Source organism: Micromonospora sp. NPDC051924, from assembly GCF_055586005.1.
On the sequence record NZ_JBVJJA010000010.1, the window covers coordinates 57,588 to 83,269 of the forward strand.

Here is a 25,682-nt window from a genome sequence, read left to right on the forward strand (position 1 = left end):
ATGATCGTCACTCCTGCGCGCGTACCCGCGACCCGCCGGCTGGCGGCCACGCTCTACGGCTACGCGTTCCTCACCGACTTCGTCCTGCTCTACCCGCTCTACGTGCTGCTGTTCGCCGACACCGGGCTGTCGGTCGGGCAGATCTCCTCGCTGTTCGTCATCTGGTCGGCCACCGGCATCGTGCTGGAGGTGCCCTCCGGCGCCTGGGCCGACGCGGTCTCCCGGCGGCTGCTGCTCGTCCTGGCCCCGCTGCTGCCGGCGGTCGCGTTCGCGCTCTGGGTGCTCCTCCCGTCCTACCCGGCGTTCGCCGTCGGCTTCGTGCTCCGGGGCGCGGGCGGGTCGCTGCGCTCCGGTGCCCTCGAGGCGCTGGTCTTCACCGAACTCGACCGGCTCGGCGCGGCCGACCGGTACGCCCGCCTCATGGGCCGGGCCCGCACCGCGGACGTGGCCGCCGCGGCGGCATCCGGGGCGGTGGCCGGACCGGTCTTCGCCCTCGGCGGCTACCCGGCCGTCGGCGTGGCCAGCATCGGGGCCGGTCTGCTCGCCGCCGCCGTCGCGACCCGGTTCCCGGAGCACCGCCCGGCCCGGACGGAGGCGCCCCCGCCGGTCGACGGGGAGGACGAGCCCGGCTGGTTCGCCAGCCTGCGCGCGGGCCTGGCCGAGGCGCGGGCCGACCGCACGGTCCGCGCCGCCCTGCTGCTCGTCCCGGCGGTGACCGCGGTCTGGGGCGGCCTCGACGAGTACACCGGGCTGCTGGCCCGGGACACCGGCGTCGCCGAGGCGACTGTGCCGCTGCTGCTCCTGATGCTCTGGGCCGGGATGACCGCCGGTGGGCTGCTCGCCCCGGTGGGGGAGCGGCTCAGCACCGGCGGGTACGCGGGCCTGCTGGTGCTCGCCGCGTCGGCGTTGGCGGCGGGTTCCCTGGTCGGCAGTCCGGTCGGGTTCGTGCTGCTCGCGGTGGCGTTCGCCGCGTTCCAGCTCGCCACGGTGCTCGCCGACGTGCGGTTGCAGTCCCGGATCACCGGTGCGGCCCGGGCCACGGTGACCTCGGTGGCCGGGATGGCGACCGATCTGACCATCGTCGCGTTCTACGCCGCGTACGGCGTGGTGGCCGGTGCCGCCGGCAACGCGGTCGCGTTCGCGCTGGGCGCGGTGCCGTACCTCGCGGTGGCGTTCTGGATGGTCGTGCGTCGCCCGGTGCCGCGACGAGCGGTGGAGCAGAGCCGGTGACGGGGGCGGCCCGGAGGCAGGCCCGACCGGGCGGCGCGGGTGGAGATCGGGCAGGCCCCGGCGCCAATCGGGCGCGCCAAAGGAGAAGGATGCGGCTTCTGGTGGGCTTTGCGCTGCCCGTGTGGTGCCGGATGGCGGGCGGCAAACACACCGCATTACCCCGAATGTGACCGTCGTCACGCCACGGCGCCGGTGTTACAAAAAGAAGCACGAGCCGGGCGGGAGGTGCGAGGTGGACGCAGCGCAGCGCAGACACCACATCCTCGGCCTCGCCCGGCGCCAGGGCGACGTCGACGTGCAGAAGCTGGCCGCCGACCTGGGCGTCGCGCCGGAGACCATCCGGCGCGACCTCAGCCTGCTGGCCCAGCAAGGGCTGGTGCGCCGCACCCACGGCGGGGCGTACCCGATGGAGACCGCCCGCTTCGAGACCACGCTGGAGACCCGCACCACCAGGATGGTCGCGGAGAAGCGGCGGATCGCCGCCGCGGCCGTCGAGCACCTCGGCGACGCGGAGTCGGTCTTCATCGACGAGGGCTACACCCCGCAACTGATCGCCGAGACGCTGCCCACGCACCGGCCGCTGACCGTGGTGACCGCCTCGCTGCACACCGCCGCGACGCTCGCCACCTACCCGACCGTCACCGTCCTGCTGCTCGGCGGCCGGGTCCGGGGACGCACCCTCGCCACCGTCGACCACTGGGCCACCGCCATGCTCGCCGGCTTCGTCATCGACCTGGCCTACGTCGGGGCCAACGGCATCTCCCGCGAGCACGGGCTTACCACGCCCGACCCGGCGGTGGCCGCCGTCAAGGCCCAGGTCATGGCGGTCGCCCGGCGGGTGGTGTTCGCCGGCGTGCACACCAAGTTCGGCGGCCACAGCTTCTGCCGCTTCGCCGACGTCGGAGACGTCGACACCATCGTCACGGACACCGCGCTGCCGGCGTCCGAGGCGCACCGCTACTCGCTGCTCGGCCCCGTGGTGCTGCGCGTCTGAGCGCCCGGCCGGCCCGTTTCCACCACCACACCACCACCTCTGGAGGTCCACTGTGTCCAGAACACGGTCTCCTCGCCGCTGGCGGGCCGCGCTCGCCGTCGCCGTCGCGGTCGGTCTCACCACCACCGCCTGCTCGGGCGCCGGCGGCGGCTCCTCGTCCGGCGGCAGCGGCGGCAAGACGATCACCGTGCTGATGGTCGGCAACCCGCAGATGGAGGACCTGGCGAAGGTCACCGCCGACAACTTCACCAAACAGACCGGGATCACCGTGCGGTTCACGATCCTGCCGGAGAACGAACTGCGCGACAAGGTCACCCAGGACGTCGCCACCCAGGGCGGCCAGTACGACGTGGCGACGATCGGGGCGTACGAGGCGCCGATCTGGGCCAAGAACGGCTGGCTGCACGAACTGAGCTCGTACGCCGACGCCGACTCGGGCTACGACGAGGGCGACCTGCTCAAGCCGATGGTCGCCTCGCTCTCCGGTCAGGACGGCAAGCTCTATGCCGCGCCGTTCTACGGCGAGTCGTCCTTTCTCATGTACAACAAGGAGCTCTTCGCGGCCAAGGGCCTGACTATGCCGGAGCGGCCGACCTGGCAGCAGGTGGCCCAGTTCGCCGCGCGGCTCGACGACAAGAAGGCCGGCGTCGCCGGCATCTGCCTGCGCGGGCTGCCCGGCTGGGGCGAGCTGTTCGCCCCGCTGACGACGGTCGTCAACACCTTCGGCGGCACCTGGTTCGAAAAGGACTGGACCCCGAAGGTGAACGCGCCGGAGTTCACCGCCGCGACGAAGTTCTACGTCGACCTGGTCCGGGCGCACGGCGAGGCGGGCGCGCCGCAGGCCGGCTTCACCGAGTGCCTGAACACCTTCGGCCAGGGCAAGGCGGCCATGTGGTACGACGCCACCTCCGCCGCCGGCACCCTGGAGGACAAGAGCGCGAGCAAGGTCGCCGGCAAGGTCGGCTACGCGTACGCCCCGGTGAGCAGGACGAAGTCGTCCGGCTGGCTGTGGGCCTGGGCGCTGGCGATGCCGAAGACCACCAAGAACGCCGACGCCGCCTGGAAGTTCATCTCCTGGGCCACCGGCAAGGACTACGAGAAGCTGATCGGCTCGTCGCTCGGCTGGTCCCGGGTGCCGGCGGGCAAGCGCCAGTCCACGTACGCGATCCCCGAGTACCGGCAGTCCGCCACCGCCTTCGCCGACCTCACCCTCAAGTCCATCCAGGAGGCCGACCCGGTCAACCCGGGGGTGCAACCCCGGCCCGCGCTCGGCGTGCAGTTCGTCGGCATCCCCGAGTTCGCCGACCTCGGCACGAAGGTCTCCCAGGAGGTCTCCGCCGCCATCGCCGGCAGCACCACCGTCGACAAGGCGCTCGCCGACGGCCAGCGGCTGGCCGAGAGCGTCGCCAAGGAATACCGGTAGCCGCCGGCCGGGGCCGGTCGACCGCCGGCCGGCCCCGGCCCTGCCTCCCGAGGTGGTCCCATGACCCAGACCGTCACCGCCGGCCCGGGCACGGCACGCCGGCGTACCGTCCGACCCGTCCCCGCCGCCGCGCGGCAGCGCTGGACCCGCCGCGCCCCGCTGCTGCCCGCCCTGATCTTCGCGATCGTGGTGACCCAGGTCCCGTTCCTGGTCACCCTCTACCTGTCCACCCTCGACTGGAACGCGCTGCGGCCCGGCCGGCGGGCCTTCGTCGGCCTCGCCAACTACGGCACGGTGCTCACCGACGGCCGGCTGCGCGCCGCCCTGCTGAACACCGTGGTGCTCACCGCCGCCTCCGTCGTGCTGTCCGTCCTGCTCGGCCTCGGCCTGGCCATCCTGCTGGACCGCCGGTTCCCCGGGCGCGGCGTGGTCCGTACCCTGCTCATCACGCCGTTCCTGGTGATGCCGATGGCGGCGGCGCTGCTGTGGAAGCACGCCATCTACAACCCGTCCTACGGCCTGATCAACGGCATCGTGGGCGGTAGCACCGACTGGGTGTCCCGGTATCCGATGCTCTCGGTGGTCACCACCCTGGTCTGGCAGTGGACCCCGTTCATGATGCTGATCATTCTGGCCGGGTTGCAGAGCCAGTCGCTGGAAACCCTGGAAGCCGCCCGGGTCGACGGGGCCGGACCGTGGCAGACCTTCACCCGGGTGACCCTGCCCTACCTGCGGCCCTACCTGGAACTGGGCGCCCTGCTCGGCTCGATCTACCTGGTGCAGACGTTCGACGCCGTCTTCACCATCACCCAGGGCGGGCCCGGCACCGCCACCACCAACCTGCCGTACGAGATCTATCTGACCACCTTCCGCAAGTTCGAGTACGGCGAGGCCGCCGCGGCCGGGGTCGTGGTGGTGATCGGCACCATCATCGTCGCCACCTTCGCGCTGCGGGTGATCTCCAGCCTGTTCCGGATGGAGGACGCGCGATGACGACCCTGACCCGACGCGCCTCCCGCCGGCGGACCAGCCCGGCCCGGCGGACCAGCGGCGCCACCGGAGCAGCGTGGACCGCGCTGGCCTGGCTGGCCGGGCTGCTGTTCTTCCTGCCCGTGCTCTGGATGGTGCTCACCGGCTTCAAGCGCGAGGTCGACGCCGCCAGCAACCCGCCGTCCTGGTTCTTCACCCCGGTCCTCGACGGCTACCGGCAGGTGTTCGACCGGGACATCACGCCGTACCTGCTCAACTCCCTGATGGCCAGCCTGCTGTCCACCCTGCTGGTGCTGCTGCTGGCCACCCCCGCGGCGTACGCGCTGTCGATCCGCCCGGTCGCCAAGTGGCGCGACGTGCTGTTCTTCTTCATCAGCACCAAGATGTTGCCCGCGGTCGCCGCGCTGCTGCCGATCTACCTGCTGGTCAAGGAACTCGGCATGCTCGACAACGTCTGGACCATGGTCATCCTCTACACCTCGATGAACCTCCCGCTCGCGGTGTGGATGATGCGGTCCTTCCTGCTGGAGGTGCCGGCCGCGCTGATCGAGGCGGCGGCGATGGACGGCGCGAGCCTGACGGTGACGATCCGGCGGATCCTGCTGCCGATCGTCGCGCCCGGCTTGGCCGCCACGGCCCTGATCTGTTTCATCTTCAGCTGGAACGAGTTCTTCTTCGCGGTGAACCTCACCGCGACCAGGGCCGGCACCTCGCCGATCTTCCTGGTCGGCTTCATCACCTCCGAAGGGCTGTTCCTCGCCCGGCTCTGCGCGGCGGCGACCACCGTGTCGCTGCCGGTCGTGCTGGCCGGCTGGATCGCCCAGAAGCAACTCGTCCGAGGACTCTCTATGGGGGCGGTCAAGTGAAGGCAGCGGTCATCGTCACGCCGGGTCGGATCGAGCTGGAGTCCGTGCCCGATCCCACGCCCGGCCCGCGCGACGTGGTCGTCGAGGTCGCCGGCTGCGGGATCTGCGGCACCGACCTGCACATCATGGACGGCGAGTTCGCGCCCGCGTACCCGATCGTGCCGGGTCACGAGTTCGCCGGCCGGGTGGTCGAGGTCGGTCGGGACGTCACCGACGTGCGGATCGGTGATGCGGTGGCGGTCGACCCGTCGCTGCACTGCGGGGAGTGCTACCAGTGCCGCCGGGGCCGGGGCAACCTCTGCGAACGCTGGGCGGCCATCGGGGTCACCGTCTCCGGCGGCGCGGCCGAGTACGCGGTCGCGCCGGTGAAGAACTGCTTCCCGCTGCCGGAGTCCGTCGCGCCGGCCGACGCCGCGCTGATCGAGCCGCTCTCCTGCGCGGTACGCGGCTTCGACGTGCTGCCCCGCCGGCTCGCCGACCACTACCTGATCTACGGGGCCGGCACCATGGGCCTGATGATGCTGGAGTTGGCGAAGCGCTGCGGCGCGGCGAGCGTCAGCGTGGTCGACCCGAATCCGGACCGGCTCGCCACCGCGATCCGGTTGGGCTGCACGGCCGGCGGCGCGAGCGCGGAGGACCTGACCCGGCCGCGCGGCTGGGACGTGGTCATCGACTGCACGGGCGTGCGGGCCGCGATCGACGACGGGCTGGGCCGGGTGGCCCCGGCCGGGACGTTCCTCCAGTTCGGGGTCGCCGAGTACCGCACCCGGGCGACCGTGGAGCCGTACCGGATCTACAACCGGGAGATCACCGTCACCGGGTCGATGGCGGTGCTGCACAGCTTCGAGCGGGCGGGCGAGCTGTTCGCCGCGGGCGTGCTGGATCCGGACGTCTTCATCAGCCACCGCTTCCCGCTCGACCGGTACGCCGACGCGATGGCACAGTTCCGGGCGGGCGTCGGCCGCAAGATCCAGATAGCGGGTTGACGGGGGAGGGTAGGAGCGGTCGCCGGCAAATCGGTGGTTAACCGGATAAACGTTCGCCCTCTGGCTACGGTGGGGTGCGGCATGGCCGGCCGACCAGGGTCGACTGCGGGAGGCGATTCCGGTGACGATGGAAGCAGAGCGGACGCTGCGGGACGAGGAACTCACCCGGCTGGGTGACCTCGCCGCCCAGCTCCGGGTGGACTCGATCCGCAGCAGCACGAAGGCCGGGTCCGGCCACCCGACCTCCAGCCTGTCCGCCGCCGACCTGCTGGCCGTGCTGATCTCCCGGCACCTGCGCTACGACTGGCGCAACCCCCGCAACCCCGCCAACGACCACCTGATCTTCTCCAAGGGCCACGCCTCACCCCTGCTCTACGCCGTGTTCCGGGCGGTCGGCGCGATCAGCGAGCAGGAGCTGATGGACACCTACCGGCAGTCGGGCTCGCGCCTGCAGGGACACCCGACCCCGGTCCTGCCGTGGGTGGAGGTGGCCACCGGTTCGCTCGGCCAGGGCCTGCCGGTCGGCGTGGGCATCGCGCTGGCCGGCCGGTACCTGGACCAGCGGCCGTTCCACGTCTGGGTGCTCTGCGGCGACAGCGAGACCGCCGAGGGCTCCATCTGGGAGGCCCTGGACAAGGCCAGTCACTACGGGCTGAGCAACCTCACCGCCATCGTGGACGTGAACCGGTTCGGGCAGCGGGGCCCGACCGAGCTCGAATGGGACCTGGACACCTACCGCCGGCGGGTCGAGGCGTTCGGCTGTCACGCGCTCGTCGTCGACGGCCACGACCTGGCCGCCATCGACGACGCGTACCGCCGGGCCCGGGAGGCGACCGGCCCGACGGTCGTGCTCGCTCGGACGGTCAAGGGCAAGGGGGTGCCGGAGGTCGAGAACAAGCCGGACTGGCACGGCAAGGCGCTCAAGCCGGACATGGCCGAGCGGGCCGTCCAGGCCCTCGGGGGCGTACGGCAGATCCGCGTCACGGGGCGGCACCCCGGCAGCTTCACGCCGCCCCCCGCCCCCGCCCACGAGCCACCGGAGCTGCCCCGCTACGAGAAGGGCGCGAAGGTGGCCACCCGCAACGCATACGGGGACGCGCTGCGCGCGCTGGGCGCGCGCCCGGACGTGGTCGCCCTGGACGGCGAGGTCAGCGACTCCACCCGCGCCGACAAGTTCGGCGAGGCGTACCCGGACCGGTTCTTCGAGATGTTCATCGCCGAGCAGCAACTGGTCGCCGCCGCGGTCGGCCTCCAGGTACGCGGCTACCGGCCGTTCGCCGCGACCTTCGCCGCATTCCTCACCCGCGCCTACGACTTCATCCGGATGGCCGGCATCTCCCGGGCCGACATCGCCCTCGCCGGCTCGCACGCCGGCGTGGAGATCGGCCCGGACGGCCCCTCGCAGATGGGGCTGGAGGACCTGGCCGCGATGCGCGCCGTCCAGGGGTCGACGGTGCTCTATCCCAGCGACGCCGTCTCCTGCGCCGCCCTCGTCGCGCAGATGGTCGAATGCAAGGGCATCAGCTACCTGCGCACCACCCGCGGCAAGTACCCGGTGCTCTACGACAACGGCGCCGACTTCCCGGTCGGCGGCAGCAAACTGGTCCGCGAGGGCGGTGACGTCGCGCTGATCGGCGCCGGGGTGACCGTGCACAACTGCCTCGCCGCCGCCGACGAGCTGGTGCGCGAGGGGATCGAGGCCCGGGTCATCGACCTCTACTCGGTCAAGCCGGTCGACCGGCAGCGCCTGCTCGACGCCGTCCGGGACACCGGCGGCCGGCTGGTGGTGGTCGAGGACCACTACCCGCAGGGCGGCCTCGGCGCCGCCGTGCTCGAGTCGCTGGCCGACCTCGCCGACCCGGTACGGGTCAACCACCTGGCGGTCCGCGGCCTGCCCGGCTCCGGCACCCCCACCCAGCAGATGGACCAGGCCGGGATCGGGGTGAACGACATCGTCTCGGCGGCGCGCGCCCTGGCCTGACCGCCGACCCGGCCCGTTTCATCCCCACCCGCGCGGGTACCCGCAGGTCCGGTCCGAGAGGGGGTTCAGGTGAACTACACGGAGTTCATCCAGGCGGTGGCGGCGAAACCGAAGATGTCCCCGGCGCAGGCCGAGCCGATCACCCGCGCCACACTCCAGACACTGGCCGAGCGGATCACCGGCGGACAGGCGGAGGACCTCGCGGCGCAGCTTCCCGAGGAACTGAAGGCGTCTGTCACCAGCCGGGCCGGGGTGAATCCCGAGCCGTTCGGGCTGCCGGAGTTCCTTGAGCGGGTGCAGGCCCGGGCCGCGGTGGATCTCCAGGCGGCGACCGACGGCGTCCGCGCCGTGTTCGACACGCTGCGGGAGAGGATCAGCGCCAAGGAGTACGGGGACGTCGTCGACCAGCTGCCGCAGGACTTCTGGCAGCTCACCGGCCCGGCGTCCAGCCGCCTCGAAACCCGCCGGGTCGGCACGTAGCGGGGGCGACGGTCTGGAATGCTTCGCCCATGCCCTCCTACCCGCCCACCTTCGCCGACCAAGTCGTCGCACAGCCAGCCCAGGCCCAGTTCGAGGCGTTCCTCGACGAGCACCGCGGCGCGCTCAACGGCTGCTTGGACGGGCTGACAGAGGAACAGGTGCGCCGATCGTTGGTGGCCTCCCGGACCACGCTGCTGGGTCTGGTGAAGCACGCGACCTTCGTCGAGAAGGTCTGGTTTGACGAAGTCGTCACGGGCCGGTCGCGTGCGGAGATCGGCATCCCCGCGGCGTCGGAGGAGTCGTTCCTCCTCGAGGACGACGACACGATCGCCACCGTCCAGCAGGCACACCGCGAAGCCTGCGAAGCATCACGCCATGCGACGTCATCCCTGGGTCTGGACGACATCCTGCACGGGCACCGGCGGGGCCCGCTTCCGCTGCGGTGGGTGTATCTCCACGTGCTGCGCGAGCTCGCCCAGCACTGTGGGCACGCAGACATTCTTCGAGAGCAGCTCATCAACGAGTAGTGCCGCACTGACGAGACGCTGCGGCTTCTCTCCGTCTTCGGCGCCCAGCGCCTGACCGGACGCCGGTGACGCTTCCGGTCAGCTCCGCAGGAACGCGAGCAGGTCTTTGTTGACCTGGTCCTGCATGGTCGACGTGATGCCGTGCGGTGCGCCCGGGTAGTAGATCTCCTGCGTGTTCGCGACCAGCTGCGCGGTCTTGTGCGCCGAGTCCTTCACGGGGACGATCTGGTCATCCTCGCCGTGCAGCACGAGGGTTGGGACGTCAAATTTCGCCAGGTCGTCACGGAAGTCCGTCTCGGAGAACGCCTTGATGCTCTCGTACGCGTTCAGCAGGCCGGCCTGCATGCTCCACAGCCAGAACTGGTCAAGGATGCCCTTCGAGACCTTTGCGCCCGGCCGGTTGGCGCCGTAGAACATCTGCGCCAGATCCTGGTAGAACTGCGACCGATCGGCGAACAGGTTGGCGCGCATCTCGTCGAAGACGTTGATCGGCAATCCCTCCGGGTTGTCCGGGCTCTGCACCATGATCGGCGGTACTGCCGCGATGAGGACCGCCTTGGCGACCCGCCCGGTGCCGTGGCGACCGATGTACCGGGCGACCTCTCCGCCGCCGGTCGAGTGGCCGACGAGGGTGACGTCGCGCAGGTCGAGCGCCTCGATGACCGCGGCCAGATCGTCGGCGTACCCGTCCATGTCGTTGCGGCTGCGGGCCTGGCTCGACCGGCCGTGACCACGGCGGTCGTGCGCGACCACCCGGAACCCGTTCTGCACGAGGAAGAGCATCTGCCCGTCCCAGGCGTCGGCGTTCAGCGGCCAGCCGTGGGAGAAGGTGACGGCCGGGCCCTCACCCCAGTCCTTGTAGTAGATCTCCGCGCCGTCCGTCCCGGTGACGTAGCTCATGCCGCTGCTCTCCTCATTCGTCAGGATCGACACGCGGTTGTTCGAGTCAACTGCGTACCTGCCTCGTCTTCCACCGAGGCTAGGCCGTTCAAGGCAGCGGAACGGCAGGTTCACCAGGACCAGGAGGGTGTTCTCGGGTGGGCAGCCCCTTCACCACCACCTGGTCTTGCCAGAGGTGGGGCGGTGGGCCTCAACCGGCGCATAGTCTGATCGTGGCGACGCCGCATTCAGGGCAGATGGGCCAGGTTCCTACAGCCGGAGTGCTCCGGCGGGGAACGTGATTGCGCGCCGGTAGCTCCGGTCACCCCGGTCGCTCTTGCAACCGGACCTCGGCCGGGTCGCGGTCGCTGCGCAGCCCCTTCCAGGAGGGGTGCCGCAGCCGGCGGTCCGGGGTCCACGACCGGAAGGTGACATCGCCGACCAGCACCGGTTCGACCCAGGCGGCGTGGCGGGCGTGCTCCCGCGGAACCGGCGAGTCGAAGGGCGGATGCCGCCGGGCCAGCGGCTCCAGCCGCCGCTGGAGGTCGCGCAACACGGCCTGGGTGAAGCCGGTGCCGACCTGCCCGACGTAGACCAGCCGGTCCCGCGGGTCGTACATGCCCAGCAGCAGGGAGCCGATGGTGCCGGCCCGGCGACCCGCACCGGCCCGCCACCCGCCCACGACCACCTCCACGGTGTCGTTGAGCGGCACCTTGACCCACGCCGATGCCCGGCGACCGGGTTCGTACGCCGAGTCGAGCCGCTTGGCGACGACCCCTTCGAGGCCGAGCTCGGCCGCCGCCGTGGCCAGGTCCCGGCCGGCCTCGCCGGTCCAGTACGGCGGCGTCTCCACGCTGTCGCCGCTGAGCCCCAGCTCATCGAGCGCCGCCCGGCGTTCCTGGTACGGCAGGGACGTGGTGTCCCGCCCGTCGAGGTGCAGCAGATCAAACAGGTACAGCCGCACCGGGGTCGTGGCGACCAGCGCGGCGGCTGGCGCCCGGACGTGCATCCGGCGTTGCAGCGCCGAGAAGCTGGGCCGGCCGCCGGCGTCCAGGGCCACGATCTCCCCGTCCAGCACCGCCCGCCGCCCGGCCAGCAGCCCGGCGAGCTCACCCAGCTCGGTGTACGCCCGGGTGACGTCCCGGTCGTTGCGGCTGAGCAGCCGGAGCCCGTCGTCGACGTACGCGACCGCGCGGACGCCGTCCCACTTGAACTCGTACCCCCAGCCGGGGCCGGTGGGCAGCGCGCCGCTGGACGCCAGCATCGGCGGCACGAGTTTGGGCATCCTGGCCACGCCTCGATCATGGTCGTCCGCGCCGCGCGCGACGCAGGTTTCCGGCCTTTTGCCGGCCCCGCCGGCGCCCCACCGTTTGTGCCGGTCGCCGGCGGGTAGCCAGCCGGTCTCCGGGACGGGAAGGACGGGGCATGGCCGAGCTGGAGTTCTTCGAGAAGGTGGCCGCGCGGGCGGGCGTACCGGCGGAGACCGCCCGCGCCCTGACCGAGGCGACCCTGCGTACGCTCGCCGAACGGATCAGCGGCGGCGAGGCCGCGGACCTGGCCGACCACGTCGCCCACGAGCTGCGCCCGCTGCTGGCCCGGGCGCGCCCGGAGGAGCCGGAGGCGTTCGGGTACGACGAGTTCCTGCGCCGGGTGGCCGAGCGCGCCGGCTCGGCGCCGGAGGTCGCCGAGCGCGGCGTGCGGGCGGTGCTGCAGACCCTGCACCGGGTGGTCGGGCACCGCGAGTTCGAGCACGCGCTGGCCCAGTTGCCGCGGGAGATCGGCGCACTGGCCCAGCCGGTGCCCCGCGAGCCCTGACCGCCGATCGTCCGGGGCGGTGCGACGCCGGCCGTCGGCTTCCCCCTGGCTGGCCGATCGCCCACTAGGTTGGGTTGATGGCCCGGCTGAGCTTCGACCGACACTGCGCCGAGATCGTCGCCCAGAGCGACCTGCTGCGGTCCCACCTCGACCGGGCCGACCTCACCGTGGCCGTCCCGTCCTGCCCGGGTTGGAACGTCGGCCAGCTGGTCCGGCACCTCGGCGGCGGCCAGCGCTGGGCCGCCGAGGTGGTCCGCACCCGGGCCGCCAGCCCACCTCCGGACACCCATTTCCGCGACCTGTCGCCGTACGCCCGGGAGGAACCCGCGGTGGTCGGCCCGTAGCTGGTCGAGGGCGCCGCCGAGCTGGCCGACGCCCTGATGACGGCCGGCCCGGCTGTGGCCACCTGGACGCCGTTGGTGACTCCGGCGGCCGGCATGTTCTGGGCCCGCCGGTTCGCCCATGAGACGTTGCTGCACCGCGCGGACGCCGCCCTCGCGCTGGGCGCGGACTTCGCCGTTGACCCGATGCTGGCGGTCGACGCGCTCGACGAGTGGATGGAGCTGGGCTCGCTCCCCGAGATGCTGGACTTTCACCCGCACCAGCGGGAGCTGCTCGGCCCCGGCCGCACGCTGCACTTTCACGCCACCGACGTGCCGGCGGAGGTGGGCGCGGAGTGGCTGGTGGACCTCACCGGCGACGCCCTGGCCTGGCGGCGGGCGCACGAGAAGGCCACCGTGGCGTTACGCGGGCCGGTGGCCGAGCTGTTGTTGATCATTTACCGACGGCGCCCGGTCGACACCACCGTCGTCGAGGTCCTCGGCGACGCGAAGCTGCTGGACTTCTGGCTGGAGCGGGTCGCGTTCGGCTGACGGTGGGGCCGGCGGCCAAGTGGCCGCCGACCCCACCCCCGGCTCAGCCGGGCAGGTGCAGGAAGGACCACTGGTGGCCGTCGAGGTCCCGGAACCCGCGCATGTACATGAACCCGAGTTCCTGCCCCGGACCCAGCGAGGTGCCGCCCGCGACCACCGCCACGTCGACCAGCTCGTCCACCCGCTCCCGCCGGTCGACGCCGAGGCCGACGATCACCTCCCGACTGGTGGCGGTGTCGCACACCTCGGCCCTGGCGAACGCGGCGAAGGCCGCCGGGGTGTGCAGGATCAGGTGGGTGGTCTCGTGAAGGGTGAGCTGGGCGCTCTCGCCGCCGGGCTGCCGAGGCCCGGCCGTGAAGCCCAGCGCGGTGAAGAACTCGACCGCCCGGTCGAGGTCGGCCACCGGTAGGCTGACGAACGTCGCGCCGCTCATCGGGCCACCTCCGCCTTCTCCAGCAGCTGCTTCAGAGCGGCGAGCCGGTCCCGCCAGTACGCCTTGAGCCGGTCGGCCGCCGCGGCGTCGCTGAGCTTCTCGTGCAGCACGGCCACCCGCGCCTTCGTCCCGCTCACCGGAGTGAAGCCGACGGCGATTCGGCTCGGCCCGCCGCCCCAGTCCGCCCGGAAGGTCTTCGGCGCGGTGGCCGTACGGACCCGGATCGCCACGTCGGGCAGCCACCGCCGGCGTACCGCCTCGTCGGCGAACGCCGCGAACAGCTCCGCCACCGGCACCGCCACCGTCCGGCTGCCGGTGGCCTCGAAGCCGCCGCCGCGCCGCTGGCCGGGGGCGCGCAGCCCGCGCGCCTGCTCGTACCCGACGGTGATGGTCTGCGCCCACCAGCCCGGTACCTCGTGCGCGGTGACCAGCCAGCGCGCGGTCTCGGTGTGGGTCCGGTCGACCGCGCCCCAGGCGTCGAGCCGGCCGAACCACTCGTCCCAGTCGCGGCCGGTGCGCTCGCGCAGCAACGCGGCGGAGACGCGGTCCATCTGCGTCCGGGCGGGGGAGGAGGGTTCGGGTGCCGGGGCGGCGGCTCCGGGCCTGGCCAGCAGCTGCCGGCGGGCGGTCGTGTAGCTCTCGCCGGTGCGGGCAATCCGGGTCCGCACCCGGGACTTGAACGACTTGTGACTCGTCATCACATGCTCCCTGTCGAGGGCGCGGTCGCGGGGACTCACGCTCCCGTCGACCCCGCCCTGGGCATGTGGCGTGTCGGTGGGCCTGTCGGCACCGCGTCCCGAGGGCTCGGGGCCCCCTTTGCCTCCGCGGGACCGGTGGCGTGAGCACCGGGATGGAGGTGAGGCGCGGGACTGCGCCGCGCCCAGTCTACGCCCCGATCGGTCCCGGGTGGGGGAGGCCGGCTCAGCCGGCGGCTTGCTCCCACATCGACTTCATCTCGTCGAACGCCTGCTCCATGATCTGCACCATGGCGCGGCGGGCCCGCTCGCCGTCGCGGTGCTGCAGCGCCTGGGCCACCTCGGCGTGCAGGTGCAACGCCTGCTGATCGGGGTGGTGCGGCATCAGGTGGTAGTGGTGCCGGCCGGTCAGCACCTCGGCGACCAGTTCCTGGAGCTTCACGAACATCTCGTTGCCGGAGGCGACGAGGACCCGCCGGTGGAAGTCGATGTCCAGATGGAGGAACCGCTCCTCGTCGCCGGCCTCGCCGGCGGCCCACATCTTCGCGGCGATGCCGACCAGGTCGCTGGCCTCGTCGGGGGAGATCCGGCTCGCCGCCAGCCAGGCCGCGTGCGGCTCGATCGCGGTCCGCAGCTCGGTGATCGAGCGTAGCTGCGCCATCCGCCCGGCGGAGGCGAGCCGCCAGCGGATCACCTGCGGGTCGAAGACGTTCCATGCCTCGGCGGGCCGGATCAGCACCCCGACCCGGCGCCGGGTCTCGATGAAGCCCATCGACGCGAGTACGCGCAGGACCTCGCGGATCACCGACCGGGAGACCGCGTACCGGTCGACCAGCTCGTCGATGTTGAGCACCGAGCCGGCGGCCAGCTCGCCGCCGCAGACGGCGGTGCCGAGGTGGTCGAGGACGCGGGCGTGCAGCCCCGCCTCGGCGGGGCCGGACTGGGCGGGTGCGATCCCCGGGGAGGACTGATCCACGCGACGGAGCATATCAGTTCGGGATCACCCCTTGAATAAGTCAGCTTTTTCGGCCTAGCATCCGGTCGTTAAGCGGACGTTACAGCGTTGTGGCGCTCTTCCCCTGGGGCGGCGACCACGAGAAAAGGAGAGATGACGTGCGACGTCGATCGATAATCGGTACGTCTCTGGCCGTGGTGGTCGCCATGGGCCTGGCCGCCTGCGGCGGCGGTGGCGACGACAGCGGCGCGTCCAAGACCGTCCACGTGACCCTCGCGAACCACGTGTGGACGGAGAACATCAAGAAGGCCCTGCCCGAGTTCGAGAAGCAGACCGGGCTCAAGGTCGAGATCACCCAGCTCGGCGAGGACCAGCTCTCGGACCAGTACAACGTCAAGCTCAACGCCGGGTCGTCCGACCTCGACGTGATGATGTACCGGCCCCTGCAGGAGGGGAAGCTCTTCGCCAAGAACAAGTACCTGGCCGACCTGTCCGACCAGGTCAAGTCCAGCAAGGACTGGGACTCCTCGGACTTCCAGTCCGGCCCGGTCGAGGCCACCACGTACGAGGGCAAGTCGGTGGGCGTCCCGATCATCACCGAGCAGGAGGTCCTGTACTACCGCAAGGACCTGCTGGCCAAGGCTGGCCTGAGCGCCCCGCCGAAGACCCTCGACGAGCTCAAGGCCGCGGCCGCCAAGATCAAGGCGACCACCCCCGGCGTCGCGGGCTTCGTCGCCCGTACCGGCAAGTCGCCGGCGGTCACCCAGTTCTCCAGCTTCCTGTACAGCTTCGGCGGTGACTTCGTCGACGGCAGCGGCAAGGCGACCGTCAACAGCGATGCCGCCAAGCAGGCGTACGCCTTCTACGGCGGGCTCATCAAGGACAGCGGCCCGGCCAACGTCAGCACCGACATGAGCTGGCCCGAGGCGATGGCCATCTTCACCCAGGGCAAGGCCGCCTTCTACACCGAGGCCAACTCGCTCTACAAGAACGCCACCGACCCGGCCAAGTCCAAGGTGTCCGACACCGTCGGCTTCGCGCCGTTCCCGGCCGGCCCGGCCGGCTCCAAGCCGTACAACATCCCCTCGTGGGCGCTGGGCATCAACGACGCCTCGAAGAACAAGAGCAACGCCTGGAAGTTCATCGAGTGGGCCACCGGCAAGGAGCAGACCCTCGCCCAGCAGAAGGCCGGTGTGCCGAGCGCCCGTACCTCGGTCTGGGCCAACCCGGAGGGCACCGCGAACTACCCGAAGGACCTGGTCGAGGCAATCAACGCCAGCACCCAGGGCGGCGTCGCCCATGACCGGCCCGTGGTCGTGAAGGTCGGCCAGGCCCGCGAGATCGTCGGCCAGCCGATCGTCGACGCGATCACCGGCAAGGACCCGGCGGCCGCGGCCGACACCGCCAACGACGCCTTCCAGAAGTTCCTGGACGACGAGGCCAAGTAAGCCGCGCGCGGGTGGTGGGGCGGCTCGCCCCACCACCCCCCCCCCCCCCCCCCCCCCCGCCCCCCCCCCGCCCCCCCCCCCGCCCCCCCCCCCCCCCCCCCCCCCTCCTCCCCCCCCCCCCCCCCCCCCTCCCGCCCCCCCCCCCCCCCCCCCCCCCCCCCGCCCCCCTCCCCCCCCCCCCCCCCCCCCCCCCCCCCCCCCCCCCCCCCCCCGGTCCGTATCCCCCTCCTCGGGCAGGTCGAACGGGTGTGGCATGGTTGAAGGCGTGATTCCGGCTGGCGAGCGTTCAGGTGCCACCGGCCCCGGCGGTCGCCCGGGTCCGGAGGGCACGGGTCAGTTCGGCGCGCTCGGCCTGTACCTCGCCGACCCGCGCGTCGAAGCGTCCGTGCTGGGCGTCCTCGATCGGGTCGAGACCTACCTGCGGGCCAGCGTGGCCAGCGCCGACCCGCTCGTCACCGAGGCGGCCCGGCACCTGGTCGAGGCCGGCGGCAAGCGGTTCCGTCCGCTTCTGGTCGCGCTCGGTGCCCAGTTCGGCGATCCGACCAGCGACGAGGTCGTATCGGCCGCCGTGGTGATGGAGCTCACGCACCTGGCGACGCTCTACCACGACGACGTCATGGACGAGGCCGCGGTCCGCCGGGGCGCCCCGAGCGCCAACTCCCGCTGGACCAACTCGGTCGCCATCCTGGTCGGCGACTACCTCTTCGCCCGGGCCGCGGACATCTCGGCTGAGCTGGGTCCCGAGGCGGTACGCCTCCAGGCGCGCACCTTCGCTCGGCTGGTGCACGGGCAGATCGCCGAGACGGTCGGCCCGCGCGGCACCGACCCGGTCGCGCACTACCTGCACGTCATCGCCGAGAAGACCGGTTCGCTGATCGCCACCTCGGCCCGCTTCGGCGGCATGTTCGGCGGCGCGTCGGCTGAGCACACCGAGGCCCTGGCCGGGTACGGCGAGACCATCGGGGTGGCCTTCCAACTCTCCGACGACCTGCTCGACATCGCCAGCGAGTCGGTGCAGTCCGGCAAGACCCCCGGCACCGACCTGCGCGAGGGCGTGCCGACCCTACCGGTGCTCTACGCGCTGGCCTCGGACGACTCGGACGCCGCCAGCGTGCGGCTGCGGGAGATCCTGGCCACCGGCCCGCTGGTCGACGACGCGCTGCACGCCGAGGCGCTCGGCCTGCTCCGCGAGTCCCCGGCGCTCAAGCGCGCCCGGGAGACCGTCCGCAGCTACGCCGAGGACGCGCGGGCGCAGCTCGCCCCGCTCCCCGGGAGCCCGGCCCGCCGCGCCCTCGAATCCCTCTGCGACTACATCGCCGACCGCACCAGCTGACCCCCCACCCCCCACCCCCCACCCCCCGGCTCCGCCGGCCTTCGTGGTCGATCATGAAGTTTGCGGCGATGTCGATCTCATTGAGTGCCGCCAAGTTCATGATCAACGAGGCGGGGTCAGGTCAGGGGCGGGGGCGGGAGAGGAGGCGGGCGCCGAGGAGCATGAGGGCGGCGGCCAGGAGCATGGCTACGGCGGCGGCCGTCCACATGGTGGGGTAGCCGAGGTGGGCGGCCACCGCACCGAGGCCGAGCGGGCCCAGGCAGCCGCCCGCGTACACGCCGGTCTGGGTGATCGAGGTGGCCGCGGCCGGGGCCTGCGGGTGCAGCCGGACCACCGCGAAGTTCAGCAGGCCGGGCCAGGCCCAGCCGAGACCGAAGCCGAGCACCACGCCGGCGACCAGCGGCCCCGAGCCTGCCAGCGCGAGCAGGACCAGCCCGACCGCGCCGACCACGAGCATGCCGGCGATCAGCGCCACGTGCCCGCCCTCCCGGCGGTCGGCGAGCCAGCCGGCGCCCACCCGGGCCGCCACGCAGACCGCGCTGCCCAGCGTCAGGGTGAGGCCGGCCAGGCCCGGGGAGAGCCCGCGGCCGGCCGCGGAGTCCACCACGAAGGTGCCCAGCGCGTTCGCGGCGGCGGCGGCCAGGGTGGCGGCCAGACCGACCACCACCAGCGCCACCGTCGCCCGGCCGGCCCGTCCGGCGGCCGGCCGCCGCGCCGGGTCGCGCTCCTGCGCCGGTACGGTCGGCAGCGCCGCGAGGGCGGCCCCGGCGGCGGCCACGAACGCCCAGCGCCAGCCGGCGGTCAGCGCGATGGTGGGCACCGCCGCGCCGGCCAGCAGCGTGGAGACCGGGATGGCGGCCTGTTTCACCCCGAAGGAGAGCCCCTGCCGGTGGGCGGGGACGTGCCGGGCCAGGGCGGCGTTGCTCGCCAGCTGGCCGAGCGCGTTCGCGGCGGCGCTGAGCGCCAGCAGCCCGACCAGCACCGGGTACGACCGGGCCAGCGCCGCAACGGCCAGCAGCGAGGCGGCGGAGAGCAGGATGCCGGCGCGGGCCACCACGGCGCTGCCGTACTGCTCGACGAGCGCGCCGGAGGGCACCGAGGCGAGGGCGCTGATCCCGAAGTACACCGAGACGGCCAGGCCCAGGCCGGCGGGGGAGAAGTGCAGGTCCTGGCCCATTTGCACGGCGAGCCCGCCGAGCAGGAAGACGGGCAGGACGCAGGCGATCGTGGTGGCGATGGCCCCCGCGCTGGCCTGGACGGTACGTCGGGCCGCGGGGGGCGAGGGGTGCAAGGCGGTGTGGGTCATCGTCAGGCAAACCTACGCCGGCCATGTTTCGGCAGCTGATCGCCGTCTGTCGGTGCGCGGCCCGTGCCCGGTGATCTGGCATCCTCGATCCGAACAGGCATTTCGCACTCGGCCTCTTTTTCATATGGTGTAAGTCCCCGGCGGCGGAGGTGGTTGTGCGCGACCCCTTGGCGGAACCTTCGGACCTGATCCGAAGTGTCTCCCGCGCGCTTCGAGTGCTCGAGTCGGTCGGCCGTGCGCCGAGGGGACTCACCGTCAAGCAGATCGCCCGCCGCTGCGAGTTGACCGTGGCCACCACCTACCACCTGGTGCGCACCCTCGCGTACGAGGGCTACGTGATCCGGCGGGAGGACGGCACGTACATCGTCGGGCTGGAGGTGGCCGACCGGTACCGGGAGCTGGTGACCGCGTTCCGGGGGCCACCGGCGGTCGGGGAGTCGCTGCGGCGGGCGGCCGTGGACACCGGCTGGAGCCACTTCCTGGGGCGGTTCGTCGGCGGCCAGGTGGCGGTCACGGCGGTCGCCGAGGGGCCGCGCTCGCCCTACCTGGAGGACCTGGTGCCGGGCTTCGACGAGGGGGCGCACGCCACCGCCCTCGGCAAGAGCCTGCTCGCCACGCTCACCGCCGAGCAGCGCTTCCGCTACCTGCGCGAGTACGGCATGCGCCCGTTCACCAGCGCCACCCTCACCACGCCGGAGGCGTTCGAGGCGGACCTGGCCGCCGGTGACCGGCGCGGGATGCAGTTGGAGCTGGGCCAGTTCCGGCAGGGGGTGGCCTGCGCGGCGGTGCTGGTCACCCCGGACAAGGACATCGAGCGTCGGGTGGTGCTGGCCTGCGCGCTGCCGGCCAGCGAGATGATGACCTCCGCCCGGGTGGTCCGGGCCAAGCTGCTCACCGTCGCCCGGGCGGTCGCCGACGGCATCGCCGCCGACGTCTGACGCCGAACGGGCCCTTCCCCGGCGGGGGAAGGGGCCCTTCGGGGCGGTCCAGCGCCGAACCGCCAGGGGGAACGTCAGCTGCCGACCGGGCCGCCGTCGAGGCGCCAGGTGACCACCACGCCGGGCTTGGCGAAGTCGCCGTCGGGCCAGGTGGACGCCGGGTTCTCCACCGACGCGCCGGTGATCTCGCCCGGGTGCTGCACGGCCACGAAGACCGAGCGGTTGTCCCGGGTGATGAACGGGCCGCAGGTCTCCGCGCCGAGCGGCACGGTGAGGAACTGCTTGAGGTGACCCCGTTCCGGGCCCTCGACCGCGGTGGCGAAGAGGCCGTCGTTGCTGCCCAGCGCGTTGCCGTCGGTGGCGATCCAGAGGTTGCCGGTGGCGTCGAAGGCGACGTTGTCCGGGCAGGAGATCGGCGAGACCTTGGCCTTGTCGTACCCGGCGAAGTGGGTGGACGGGTCGGCCGGGTCGCCGCAGACGATCGGCAGCGACCAGGCGAAGCTCTCGCCGGTGTGGTCGCCCCGGTCCTCGACCAGCTCCAGGATCTGCCCGTGCTTGTTGAGGTTGCGCGGGTTCGCCTCGTCGGCCGGGGCCTTGCCGGCCTTGCCCCGGTCGGTGTTGTTGGTCAGTGCCACGTACACCTTGCCGGTGAGCTGGCTGGGCTCGACGTCCTCCGGCCGGTCCATCTTGGTCGCGCCGACCCTGTCGGCGGCGAGCCGGGTGAAGGTCAGCACGTCGGCCGCGGTCATCCCGTTCACGTACGAGCGGTTGCCGCTGACCAGCCTGATCCACCGGCCGCGCCCGTCGAACGCGCCGTCCGAGGGGAGCGTGCCGGTGCCGTCGATCTCACCGGCGCTGTTGCCGGTCAGCGCGGCCACGTAGAGCGTGCCGGACTCCAGCAGGGTGAGATTGTGCTTGCGGGCCACCCAGGAGCTGCCCGGCATGAACTTCTTGTCCGAGACGAACTTGTACAGGTAGTCGAACCGCTCGTCGTCGCCCAGGTAGGCCACCACGTGCCCGTTGTCGGCCACGATGACGTTGGCGCCCTCGTGCTTGAACCGGCCCAGCGCGGTGTGCTTGCGCGGGCGGCTCTCCGGGTCGAACGGGTCGATCTCCACGATCCATCCGAAGCGGTGCGCCTCGTTGGGGTGCTTCGCCAGGTCGAAGCGCTCGTCGGCGCGGTCCCACTTGCGGCTGCCGCTCGGGTAGCGCACGTCGGTCGGGATGCCGTAACGGGCCAGCTTCGGCTTCAGCTCCTCGGGCGCGGCGTCGCCACCGACGAAGTACTGGTTGAAGTTCTCCTCGCCGGAGAGCACGGTGCCCCACGGGGTGACCCCGCCGGCGCAGTTGTTCAGCGTGCCGACCACCGTACGGCCCGTCGGGTCGGCGGCGGTGCGCAGCCAGGCCGAGCCGGCGGCCGGGCCGGTCAGCTCGAACGTGGTGGCCAGTGCGGTCACCCGCCGGTTGTACGGCCGCCGGCCGTGGCCCACCGGCCGCCACCGCCCGGTGCCGTCCACCCGCTCCAGCTCGACCACGGACATCCCGTGCGCGGCCATGGCCACCCGCAGCTGCTCGACCGTGAGCGCGTCCTGGCCGGTGAAGCCGGGGAACATCAGGTCCTCGTTGGTGTACTCGTGGTTGACCACGAGCAGCGCCCGCTTCCGGTCGATCGGCAGCACGCCGACGAAGTCGTTGTTGTAGCCGAACTGCTTCGCCTGGGCCGCGGCGGTCTGTCCGTGCACGTCGAACTCGGGCGCGCCGGGCACCACCGGGTCGCCCCACTTGATGACGACCGCGTGGTCGTACCCGTTCGGCACGACCAGCGAGTCGAGCTTGTTCGGCGGGACAGGCCGGAAGGTCAGCGCGCCGCTGCCCACGCCGCCGCTCGGCGCAGCCTCCGGGGCCGCCGGGACGGTCGGCGCGGCGGGCGCGGCGGCGGCCGGCGCGGCACCGGCCAGCGCGCCGGCGACGGCGCCGCCGAAGCCGAGTACCAGGGCGCCGACGGCACCCGCGCGGACCACGCCGCGCCGGGAGACTTCGGCCTCGACCAGGTTTCCGAAGTACGGGTTGTCGGAGGAGTTCGGCACCGGGTGGTCGCAGGCGTTGCCGCACCGGTACTGGCAGGTCATCGCATCGCGGGTACCGTGTCGGGGCGCGCCGAGCAGCGGAAGCAGCCGGGGACGTTCACTCATGGGGTGGAGCCTCCTGATCGGACGTCGGTGGCGCGCCCGGGCGTCGGCGCGCGCGTACGGGCCGGACCCTGCCAGGGCGCGGTGAGCGGGCACCGGCACGGACGTGAACCGGACGTGAACAGCTGCGGCGTGACCTGCGGCTGAACCGTTCGGCGTCACGGCACGTATGGAGAGGTGAACGCACCGCTGGTCTCGCCGCCGGAAGCGAGGTGCCCCGCCATCAGCGACCACGACGCCCAACTGCTGCGCGCGTTGCACGACGAGCACGCCGACGCGCTCTTCGCGCACGCCCTCCGGCTGGTCAACGGTGACCGGTCGCGCGCCGAGGACCTGGTGCAGGAGACGCTGCTCCGGGCGTGGCGGCACCCGGAGTCGCTGGACCCGCGGCGCGGCTCGGTCCGCGCCTGGCTCTTCACCACCGCCCGGAACCTGGCCATCGACGCCTGGCGGCGCCGGTCCACCCGGGTCGGCGAGGTCTACACCGACGAGCTGCCCGAACCTCCCGAGACGGTCGACGAAGCGGAGCGTGCGGTGGAGGCGTGGACGGTGGCCGAGGCGCTGAACCGGCTCAGCCCCACCCACCGGGAGGTGCTGGTGGAGTGCTTCTACCAGGGTCGGTCGGTGGCGGAGGCGGCCGCCCGGCTCGGCGTGCCACCGGGCACGGTCAAGTCCCGCACCCACTACGCGCTGCGCTCACTACGGTTGGCCCTGGCCGAGATGGGGGTGACCGGATGACCCGCTGCGAGTTCGCGCACGACGACGGCGCGTACGTGCTGGGTGCCCTCGCCCCCGCCGAGCGGGCCGCCTACGAGCGGCACCTGGCCGGCTGCGCGGCCTGCCGGGAGGCGGTGGCCGAGATCGCCGTCCTGCCCGGCCTGCTCGGCCGGCTCGACCCGGCCGGGTTGGAGCAGTTCCTGGAGGTCCGTCCCGAGACCTCCCGGGTGCCCGCGCTGCTCGACGCCGCCCGGGCGCGGCGGCGCCGCGAGGGGTCCCGGTCGCGGCGACGGTACGCGCTGACCGCGCTCGCCGCGGCCGTGCTCGCCGTGCTGGCCGGCCTCGGGGCGGCCCAGCTCCGGCCGCCGGCCGCCCCGCCGGCGCGGCAGGTGACGCTGACCGCGATGCGGCCGACCGCCGGCCCGGTCCCGGTGCACGCCGAGGTCGGGTTGACCGACAAGAAGTGGGGCACCGAGGTCACCCTGCACTGCGGGTACGACCAGCGGGCCGGTGACCGGGAGGCGTACACCTTCCGGCTGGTGGCGCACGGCCCGGACGGCGCGACGGAGCAGGTCGCCACCTGGCTGGCCGCGCCCGGGGACAATCTCCGCATGACCGGCGCCACCCGCTTCACCCACGGCGAACTGGTCCGCCTCGAACTGCTGCGGGCCGACAACACTCCCGTCCTCGCCTACGACCTCCGCTGACCGCGGTCAGCGGGTCGCGGCGGGGACCGGGGCCGCGGCGGTCCGTGCCGCGGCGCGGCTGCGGCGGGCGTGGCGGACGGCGTCGGTGGTGAAGACCACCAGGGCGAGCCAGACCAGGGCGAAGCCGGCCAGCCGGGCCGGTGGCATCGGCTCGTGGTAGATCAGCACCCCGCAGCCGAGCTGGAGGATCGGGCCGACGTACTGGAGCATGCCGATGGTGGAGAGCGGCAGCCGGTTCGCCGCCCCGGCGAATAGCAGCAGCGGGATCGCGGTGGCCGCGCCGGCCAGCACCAGCAGCACGGTGTGCCCGGTGGAGACGTGGCCGAAGGTGGACGCGCCCCGGCTGGTCAGCCAGGTCAGGTAGCCCAGCGCGGGCAGCGCCAGCACCGCCGACTCGACGAACAGGCCCTCTGCGGCGGGCAGCCCGAGCCGCTTCTTGACCAGCCCGTAGCCGGCGAAGCTGAAGGCCAGGGTGAGCGCCAGGTAGGGCAGCCGGCCGTAGTCGATGGTCAACACCGCCACCGCCAGCCCGCCGACGGCGAGCGCCGCCCACTGCGCCGGGCGCAGCCGCTCGCGCAGCAGGAAGACCCCGATCAGCACGATGACCAGGGGGTTGATGAAATAGCCGAGCGCGGTCTCCACCACCCGGTCGGAGTTCACCCCGTAGATGTAGGTGCCCCAGTTGATCGCGATCAGCGTGGCCGCCGCGGCGATGCCGGCCAGCGCGCGGGGCCGGCGGGCCAGCGCGCGCAGGAAGCCGATGTTGCGCATCGCGGCCAGCACGAGGGCGACGAAGACCACCGACCAGACGATCCGGTGGGCGAGGATCTCCACCGGCCCGGCCGGACGGAGCAGCTTCAGGTAGATCGGGAAGAAACCCCAGATGAAGTACGCGCCGAAGCCGTACAGGTAGCCGAGGCGGGTCTGGTTCACGCCTCCACCGTAAGTGGTGAAGCGGCCTGTTGCTCCTTTCCAGTGACCTGGGTCACCCGCCGATCGAGGTGCATCCAGCGGTCCGGCTCCACCGGGGTGAAGCCCACCTTGGCGTAGACCTCGTGGGCGTCGTTGGTGGCCAGCACGATCCGGCGTACGCCCAGCTCGGCCAGGTGGTCGCGAACCGCGCCGGCCAGCCAGGTGCCCAGGCCGCGACCCCGCTCGCCCCGGTCCACGTACACGTCGCAGAGCCAGGCGAAGGTGGCCCGGTCGGTGACCACCCGGGCCACCGCCGCCTGCCGCCCGTCCCCGGGCCGGTAGACCCCGAAGCCGATCGAGCCGGCGAAGGCCCGCTCGACCGTGTCCCGATCCCGCCCGAGCGCCCAGTACGCGTCGGTGGAGAGCCACCGGTGCACCCGGTCCAGGTCGAGCCGGTCCGGGTCGGTGCTGAGCTGGTAGCCGTCAGGGCGGGTCAGGGTGAACACCCGACCGACGCTACCGCCGGTCCCCGGGCTCCTCGCCAGCCAATTCCCGCCCACTGGCCTGGCCGGTGGGCGGGAATCGACGGGACGGCTCAGTCGCGGTCGAGGACCGCGCCCAGGATCCAGGTCACGATGCCGACGAAGAGCGCGCCCAGCACCGCGGCCGGCCAGAAGTTGTCCACGTGGAACGGCAACCCCGCCTGACCGGCGATCCAACTGGTGAGCAGGAAGAGCAGGCCGTTCACCACCAGCGCGATCAGGCCGAGGGTCAGCAGGTAGAAGCCGCAGCCGACGGTCTTGATGATCGGCTGGAGTACGGCGTTGACCACACCGAAGATCACCGCGACCAGCACCAGCGTGGTCACCGTGTCGGTGACCGACTCCGAGTTCAGCTTGATGCCCGGGATGAGCAGCGTGGCGAGCCAGAAGGCCACCGCGGTCGAGGCGAGCCGGATCAGAAGACCCTTCAGAAAACCCATGGCGGGGATCGTGCCATGCGGCGT

27 protein-coding genes are annotated in these 25,682 nt (G+C 72.6%); 17 read left to right on the forward strand and 10 right to left on the reverse strand.

Annotated elements, in window-relative coordinates; genetic code table 11:
- From ACZ6S5_RS10565 to ACZ6S5_RS10605, 9 genes are all read left to right on the forward strand, one after another.
- The gene (locus ACZ6S5_RS10565) at positions 1-1,230 is read left to right on the forward strand and encodes an MFS transporter (protein WP_465999735.1); all 1,230 of its coding nucleotides are present in this window, start codon (positions 1-3) and stop codon (positions 1,228-1,230) included.
- A 232-nt stretch (positions 1,231-1,462) separates the two neighbouring features.
- The gene (locus ACZ6S5_RS10570) at positions 1,463-2,224 is read left to right on the forward strand and encodes a DeoR/GlpR family DNA-binding transcription regulator (RefSeq protein WP_465999736.1); all 762 of its coding nucleotides are present in this window, start codon (positions 1,463-1,465) and stop codon (positions 2,222-2,224) included.
- 52 nt (positions 2,225-2,276) lie between these two features.
- Entirely contained in the window at positions 2,277-3,647 is a 1,371-nt protein-coding gene (locus ACZ6S5_RS10575; protein WP_465999737.1) for an ABC transporter substrate-binding protein, read from the forward strand.
- A 60-nt stretch (positions 3,648-3,707) separates the two neighbouring features.
- A complete protein-coding gene (locus tag ACZ6S5_RS10580; protein ID WP_465999738.1) occupies positions 3,708-4,640 on the forward strand; it encodes a carbohydrate ABC transporter permease in 933 nt (310 codons plus the stop codon).
- Positions 4,637-5,503, forward strand: a complete 867-nt coding sequence (locus ACZ6S5_RS10585; protein WP_465999739.1) for a carbohydrate ABC transporter permease — start codon at positions 4,637-4,639, stop codon at positions 5,501-5,503. Before ACZ6S5_RS10580 ends, ACZ6S5_RS10585 begins: the two co-directional genes overlap by 4 nt.
- Positions 5,500-6,489 carry a zinc-dependent alcohol dehydrogenase family protein gene (locus ACZ6S5_RS10590; RefSeq protein ID WP_465999740.1) on the forward strand — a complete coding sequence of 330 codons (990 nt, stop codon included), beginning with the start codon at positions 5,500-5,502 and terminating at the stop codon, positions 6,487-6,489. Before ACZ6S5_RS10585 ends, ACZ6S5_RS10590 begins: the two co-directional genes overlap by 4 nt.
- Before the next feature lie 127 nt (positions 6,490-6,616).
- Complete coding sequence (locus ACZ6S5_RS10595; protein WP_465999831.1) at positions 6,617-8,470, forward strand: transketolase; 1,854 nt, start codon at positions 6,617-6,619, stop codon at positions 8,468-8,470.
- 69 nt (positions 8,471-8,539) lie between these two features.
- Positions 8,540-8,950 carry a DUF2267 domain-containing protein gene (locus ACZ6S5_RS10600; RefSeq protein WP_465999741.1) on the forward strand — a complete coding sequence of 137 codons (411 nt, stop codon included), beginning with the start codon at positions 8,540-8,542 and terminating at the stop codon, positions 8,948-8,950.
- 29 nt (positions 8,951-8,979) lie between these two features.
- On the forward strand, positions 8,980-9,477 hold the full coding sequence (locus ACZ6S5_RS10605) for a DinB family protein (RefSeq protein WP_465999742.1): 498 nt from the start codon (positions 8,980-8,982) through the stop codon (positions 9,475-9,477).
- A 78-nt stretch (positions 9,478-9,555) separates the two neighbouring features.
- Here the strand turns inward: ACZ6S5_RS10605 and ACZ6S5_RS10610 are convergent, their stop codons facing one another.
- Together ACZ6S5_RS10610 and ligD are read right to left on the reverse strand one after the other, a co-directional pair.
- The gene (locus ACZ6S5_RS10610) at positions 9,556-10,377 is read right to left on the reverse strand and encodes an alpha/beta fold hydrolase (protein ID WP_465999743.1); all 822 of its coding nucleotides are present in this window, start codon (positions 10,375-10,377) and stop codon (positions 9,556-9,558) included.
- Between the two features lie 301 nt (positions 10,378-10,678).
- Entirely contained in the window at positions 10,679-11,641 is a 963-nt protein-coding gene (ligD, locus tag ACZ6S5_RS10615) for a non-homologous end-joining DNA ligase (RefSeq protein ID WP_465999832.1), read from the reverse strand.
- A 140-nt stretch (positions 11,642-11,781) separates the two neighbouring features.
- Between ligD and ACZ6S5_RS10620 the strand changes: the two genes are divergently transcribed.
- The 3 genes from ACZ6S5_RS10620 (at position 11,782) to ACZ6S5_RS10630 (ending at position 13,043) form a co-directional block, all read left to right on the forward strand.
- A complete protein-coding gene (locus ACZ6S5_RS10620; protein WP_465999744.1) occupies positions 11,782-12,171 on the forward strand; it encodes a DUF2267 domain-containing protein in 390 nt (129 codons plus the stop codon).
- A gap of 77 nt (positions 12,172-12,248) precedes the next feature.
- Positions 12,249-12,515, forward strand: coding sequence for a maleylpyruvate isomerase N-terminal domain-containing protein (locus ACZ6S5_RS10625; protein ID WP_465999745.1), 267 nt, complete (start codon positions 12,249-12,251; stop codon positions 12,513-12,515).
- Between the two features lie 36 nt (positions 12,516-12,551).
- Complete coding sequence (locus ACZ6S5_RS10630; protein ID WP_465999746.1) at positions 12,552-13,043, forward strand: hypothetical protein; 492 nt, start codon at positions 12,552-12,554, stop codon at positions 13,041-13,043.
- A 43-nt stretch (positions 13,044-13,086) separates the two neighbouring features.
- Here ACZ6S5_RS10630 and ACZ6S5_RS10635 read toward each other — a convergent pair whose 3' ends face one another.
- The 3 genes from ACZ6S5_RS10635 to ACZ6S5_RS10645 all read right to left on the reverse strand — a co-directional run bounded on the left by ACZ6S5_RS10635 (position 13,087) and on the right by ACZ6S5_RS10645 (position 15,147).
- Positions 13,087-13,476, reverse strand: coding sequence for a VOC family protein (locus ACZ6S5_RS10635; protein WP_465999747.1), 390 nt, complete (start codon positions 13,474-13,476; stop codon positions 13,087-13,089).
- Entirely contained in the window at positions 13,473-14,174 is a 702-nt protein-coding gene (locus tag ACZ6S5_RS10640; protein ID WP_465999748.1) for a hypothetical protein, read from the reverse strand. The genes ACZ6S5_RS10635 and ACZ6S5_RS10640 overlap by 4 nt, the downstream gene beginning before the upstream one ends.
- A 223-nt stretch (positions 14,175-14,397) precedes the next feature.
- Complete coding sequence (locus ACZ6S5_RS10645) at positions 14,398-15,147, reverse strand: FadR/GntR family transcriptional regulator (RefSeq protein ID WP_465999749.1); 750 nt, start codon at positions 15,145-15,147, stop codon at positions 14,398-14,400.
- A 137-nt stretch (positions 15,148-15,284) separates the two neighbouring features.
- On the opposite strand from ACZ6S5_RS10645, the gene ACZ6S5_RS10650 reads away from it, so the two are divergent.
- Positions 15,285-16,574 (forward strand): ABC transporter substrate-binding protein, encoded by a 1,290-nt coding sequence (locus ACZ6S5_RS10650; RefSeq protein WP_465999750.1) that lies wholly within the window; start codon positions 15,285-15,287, stop codon positions 16,572-16,574.
- 253 nt (positions 16,575-16,827) lie between these two features.
- Positions 16,828-17,907, forward strand: a complete 1,080-nt coding sequence (locus ACZ6S5_RS10655; protein WP_465999751.1) for a polyprenyl synthetase family protein — start codon at positions 16,828-16,830, stop codon at positions 17,905-17,907.
- Between the two features lie 121 nt (positions 17,908-18,028).
- Here ACZ6S5_RS10655 and ACZ6S5_RS10660 read toward each other — a convergent pair whose 3' ends face one another.
- Positions 18,029-19,213 carry an MFS transporter gene (locus ACZ6S5_RS10660; protein WP_465999752.1) on the reverse strand — a complete coding sequence of 395 codons (1,185 nt, stop codon included), beginning with the start codon at positions 19,211-19,213 and terminating at the stop codon, positions 18,029-18,031.
- 155 nt (positions 19,214-19,368) lie between these two features.
- Here ACZ6S5_RS10660 and ACZ6S5_RS10665 point away from each other — a divergent pair, with 155 nt between their 5' ends.
- Positions 19,369-20,151: an IclR family transcriptional regulator gene (locus tag ACZ6S5_RS10665; RefSeq protein ID WP_465999753.1), complete on the forward strand. Its 783-nt coding sequence runs from the start codon at positions 19,369-19,371 to the stop codon at positions 20,149-20,151.
- A 74-nt stretch (positions 20,152-20,225) separates the two neighbouring features.
- Here ACZ6S5_RS10665 and ACZ6S5_RS10670 read toward each other — a convergent pair whose 3' ends face one another.
- Positions 20,226-22,343 carry a PhoX family protein gene (locus tag ACZ6S5_RS10670; RefSeq protein ID WP_465999754.1) on the reverse strand — a complete coding sequence of 706 codons (2,118 nt, stop codon included), beginning with the start codon at positions 22,341-22,343 and terminating at the stop codon, positions 20,226-20,228.
- Between the two features lie 240 nt (positions 22,344-22,583).
- On the opposite strand from ACZ6S5_RS10670, the gene ACZ6S5_RS10675 reads away from it, so the two are divergent.
- Positions 22,584-23,078 carry a sigma-70 family RNA polymerase sigma factor gene (locus tag ACZ6S5_RS10675; protein ID WP_465999833.1) on the forward strand — a complete coding sequence of 165 codons (495 nt, stop codon included), beginning with the start codon at positions 22,584-22,586 and terminating at the stop codon, positions 23,076-23,078.
- Positions 23,075-23,764, forward strand: a complete 690-nt coding sequence (locus ACZ6S5_RS10680) for an anti-sigma factor family protein (RefSeq protein ID WP_465999755.1) — start codon at positions 23,075-23,077, stop codon at positions 23,762-23,764. The genes ACZ6S5_RS10675 and ACZ6S5_RS10680 overlap by 4 nt, the downstream gene beginning before the upstream one ends.
- A gap of 6 nt (positions 23,765-23,770) precedes the next feature.
- Here ACZ6S5_RS10680 and rarD read toward each other — a convergent pair whose 3' ends face one another.
- From rarD to ACZ6S5_RS10695, 3 genes are all read right to left on the reverse strand, one after another.
- Positions 23,771-24,697 carry an EamA family transporter RarD gene (gene rarD, locus ACZ6S5_RS10685; protein WP_465999756.1) on the reverse strand — a complete coding sequence of 309 codons (927 nt, stop codon included), beginning with the start codon at positions 24,695-24,697 and terminating at the stop codon, positions 23,771-23,773.
- Complete coding sequence (locus ACZ6S5_RS10690; RefSeq protein WP_465999757.1) at positions 24,694-25,182, reverse strand: GNAT family N-acetyltransferase; 489 nt, start codon at positions 25,180-25,182, stop codon at positions 24,694-24,696. The genes rarD and ACZ6S5_RS10690 overlap by 4 nt, the downstream gene beginning before the upstream one ends.
- Positions 25,183-25,271: 89 nt before the next feature.
- Entirely contained in the window at positions 25,272-25,658 is a 387-nt protein-coding gene (locus ACZ6S5_RS10695) for a phage holin family protein (protein WP_465999758.1), read from the reverse strand.
- Positions 25,659-25,682 lie beyond the last annotated feature (24 nt).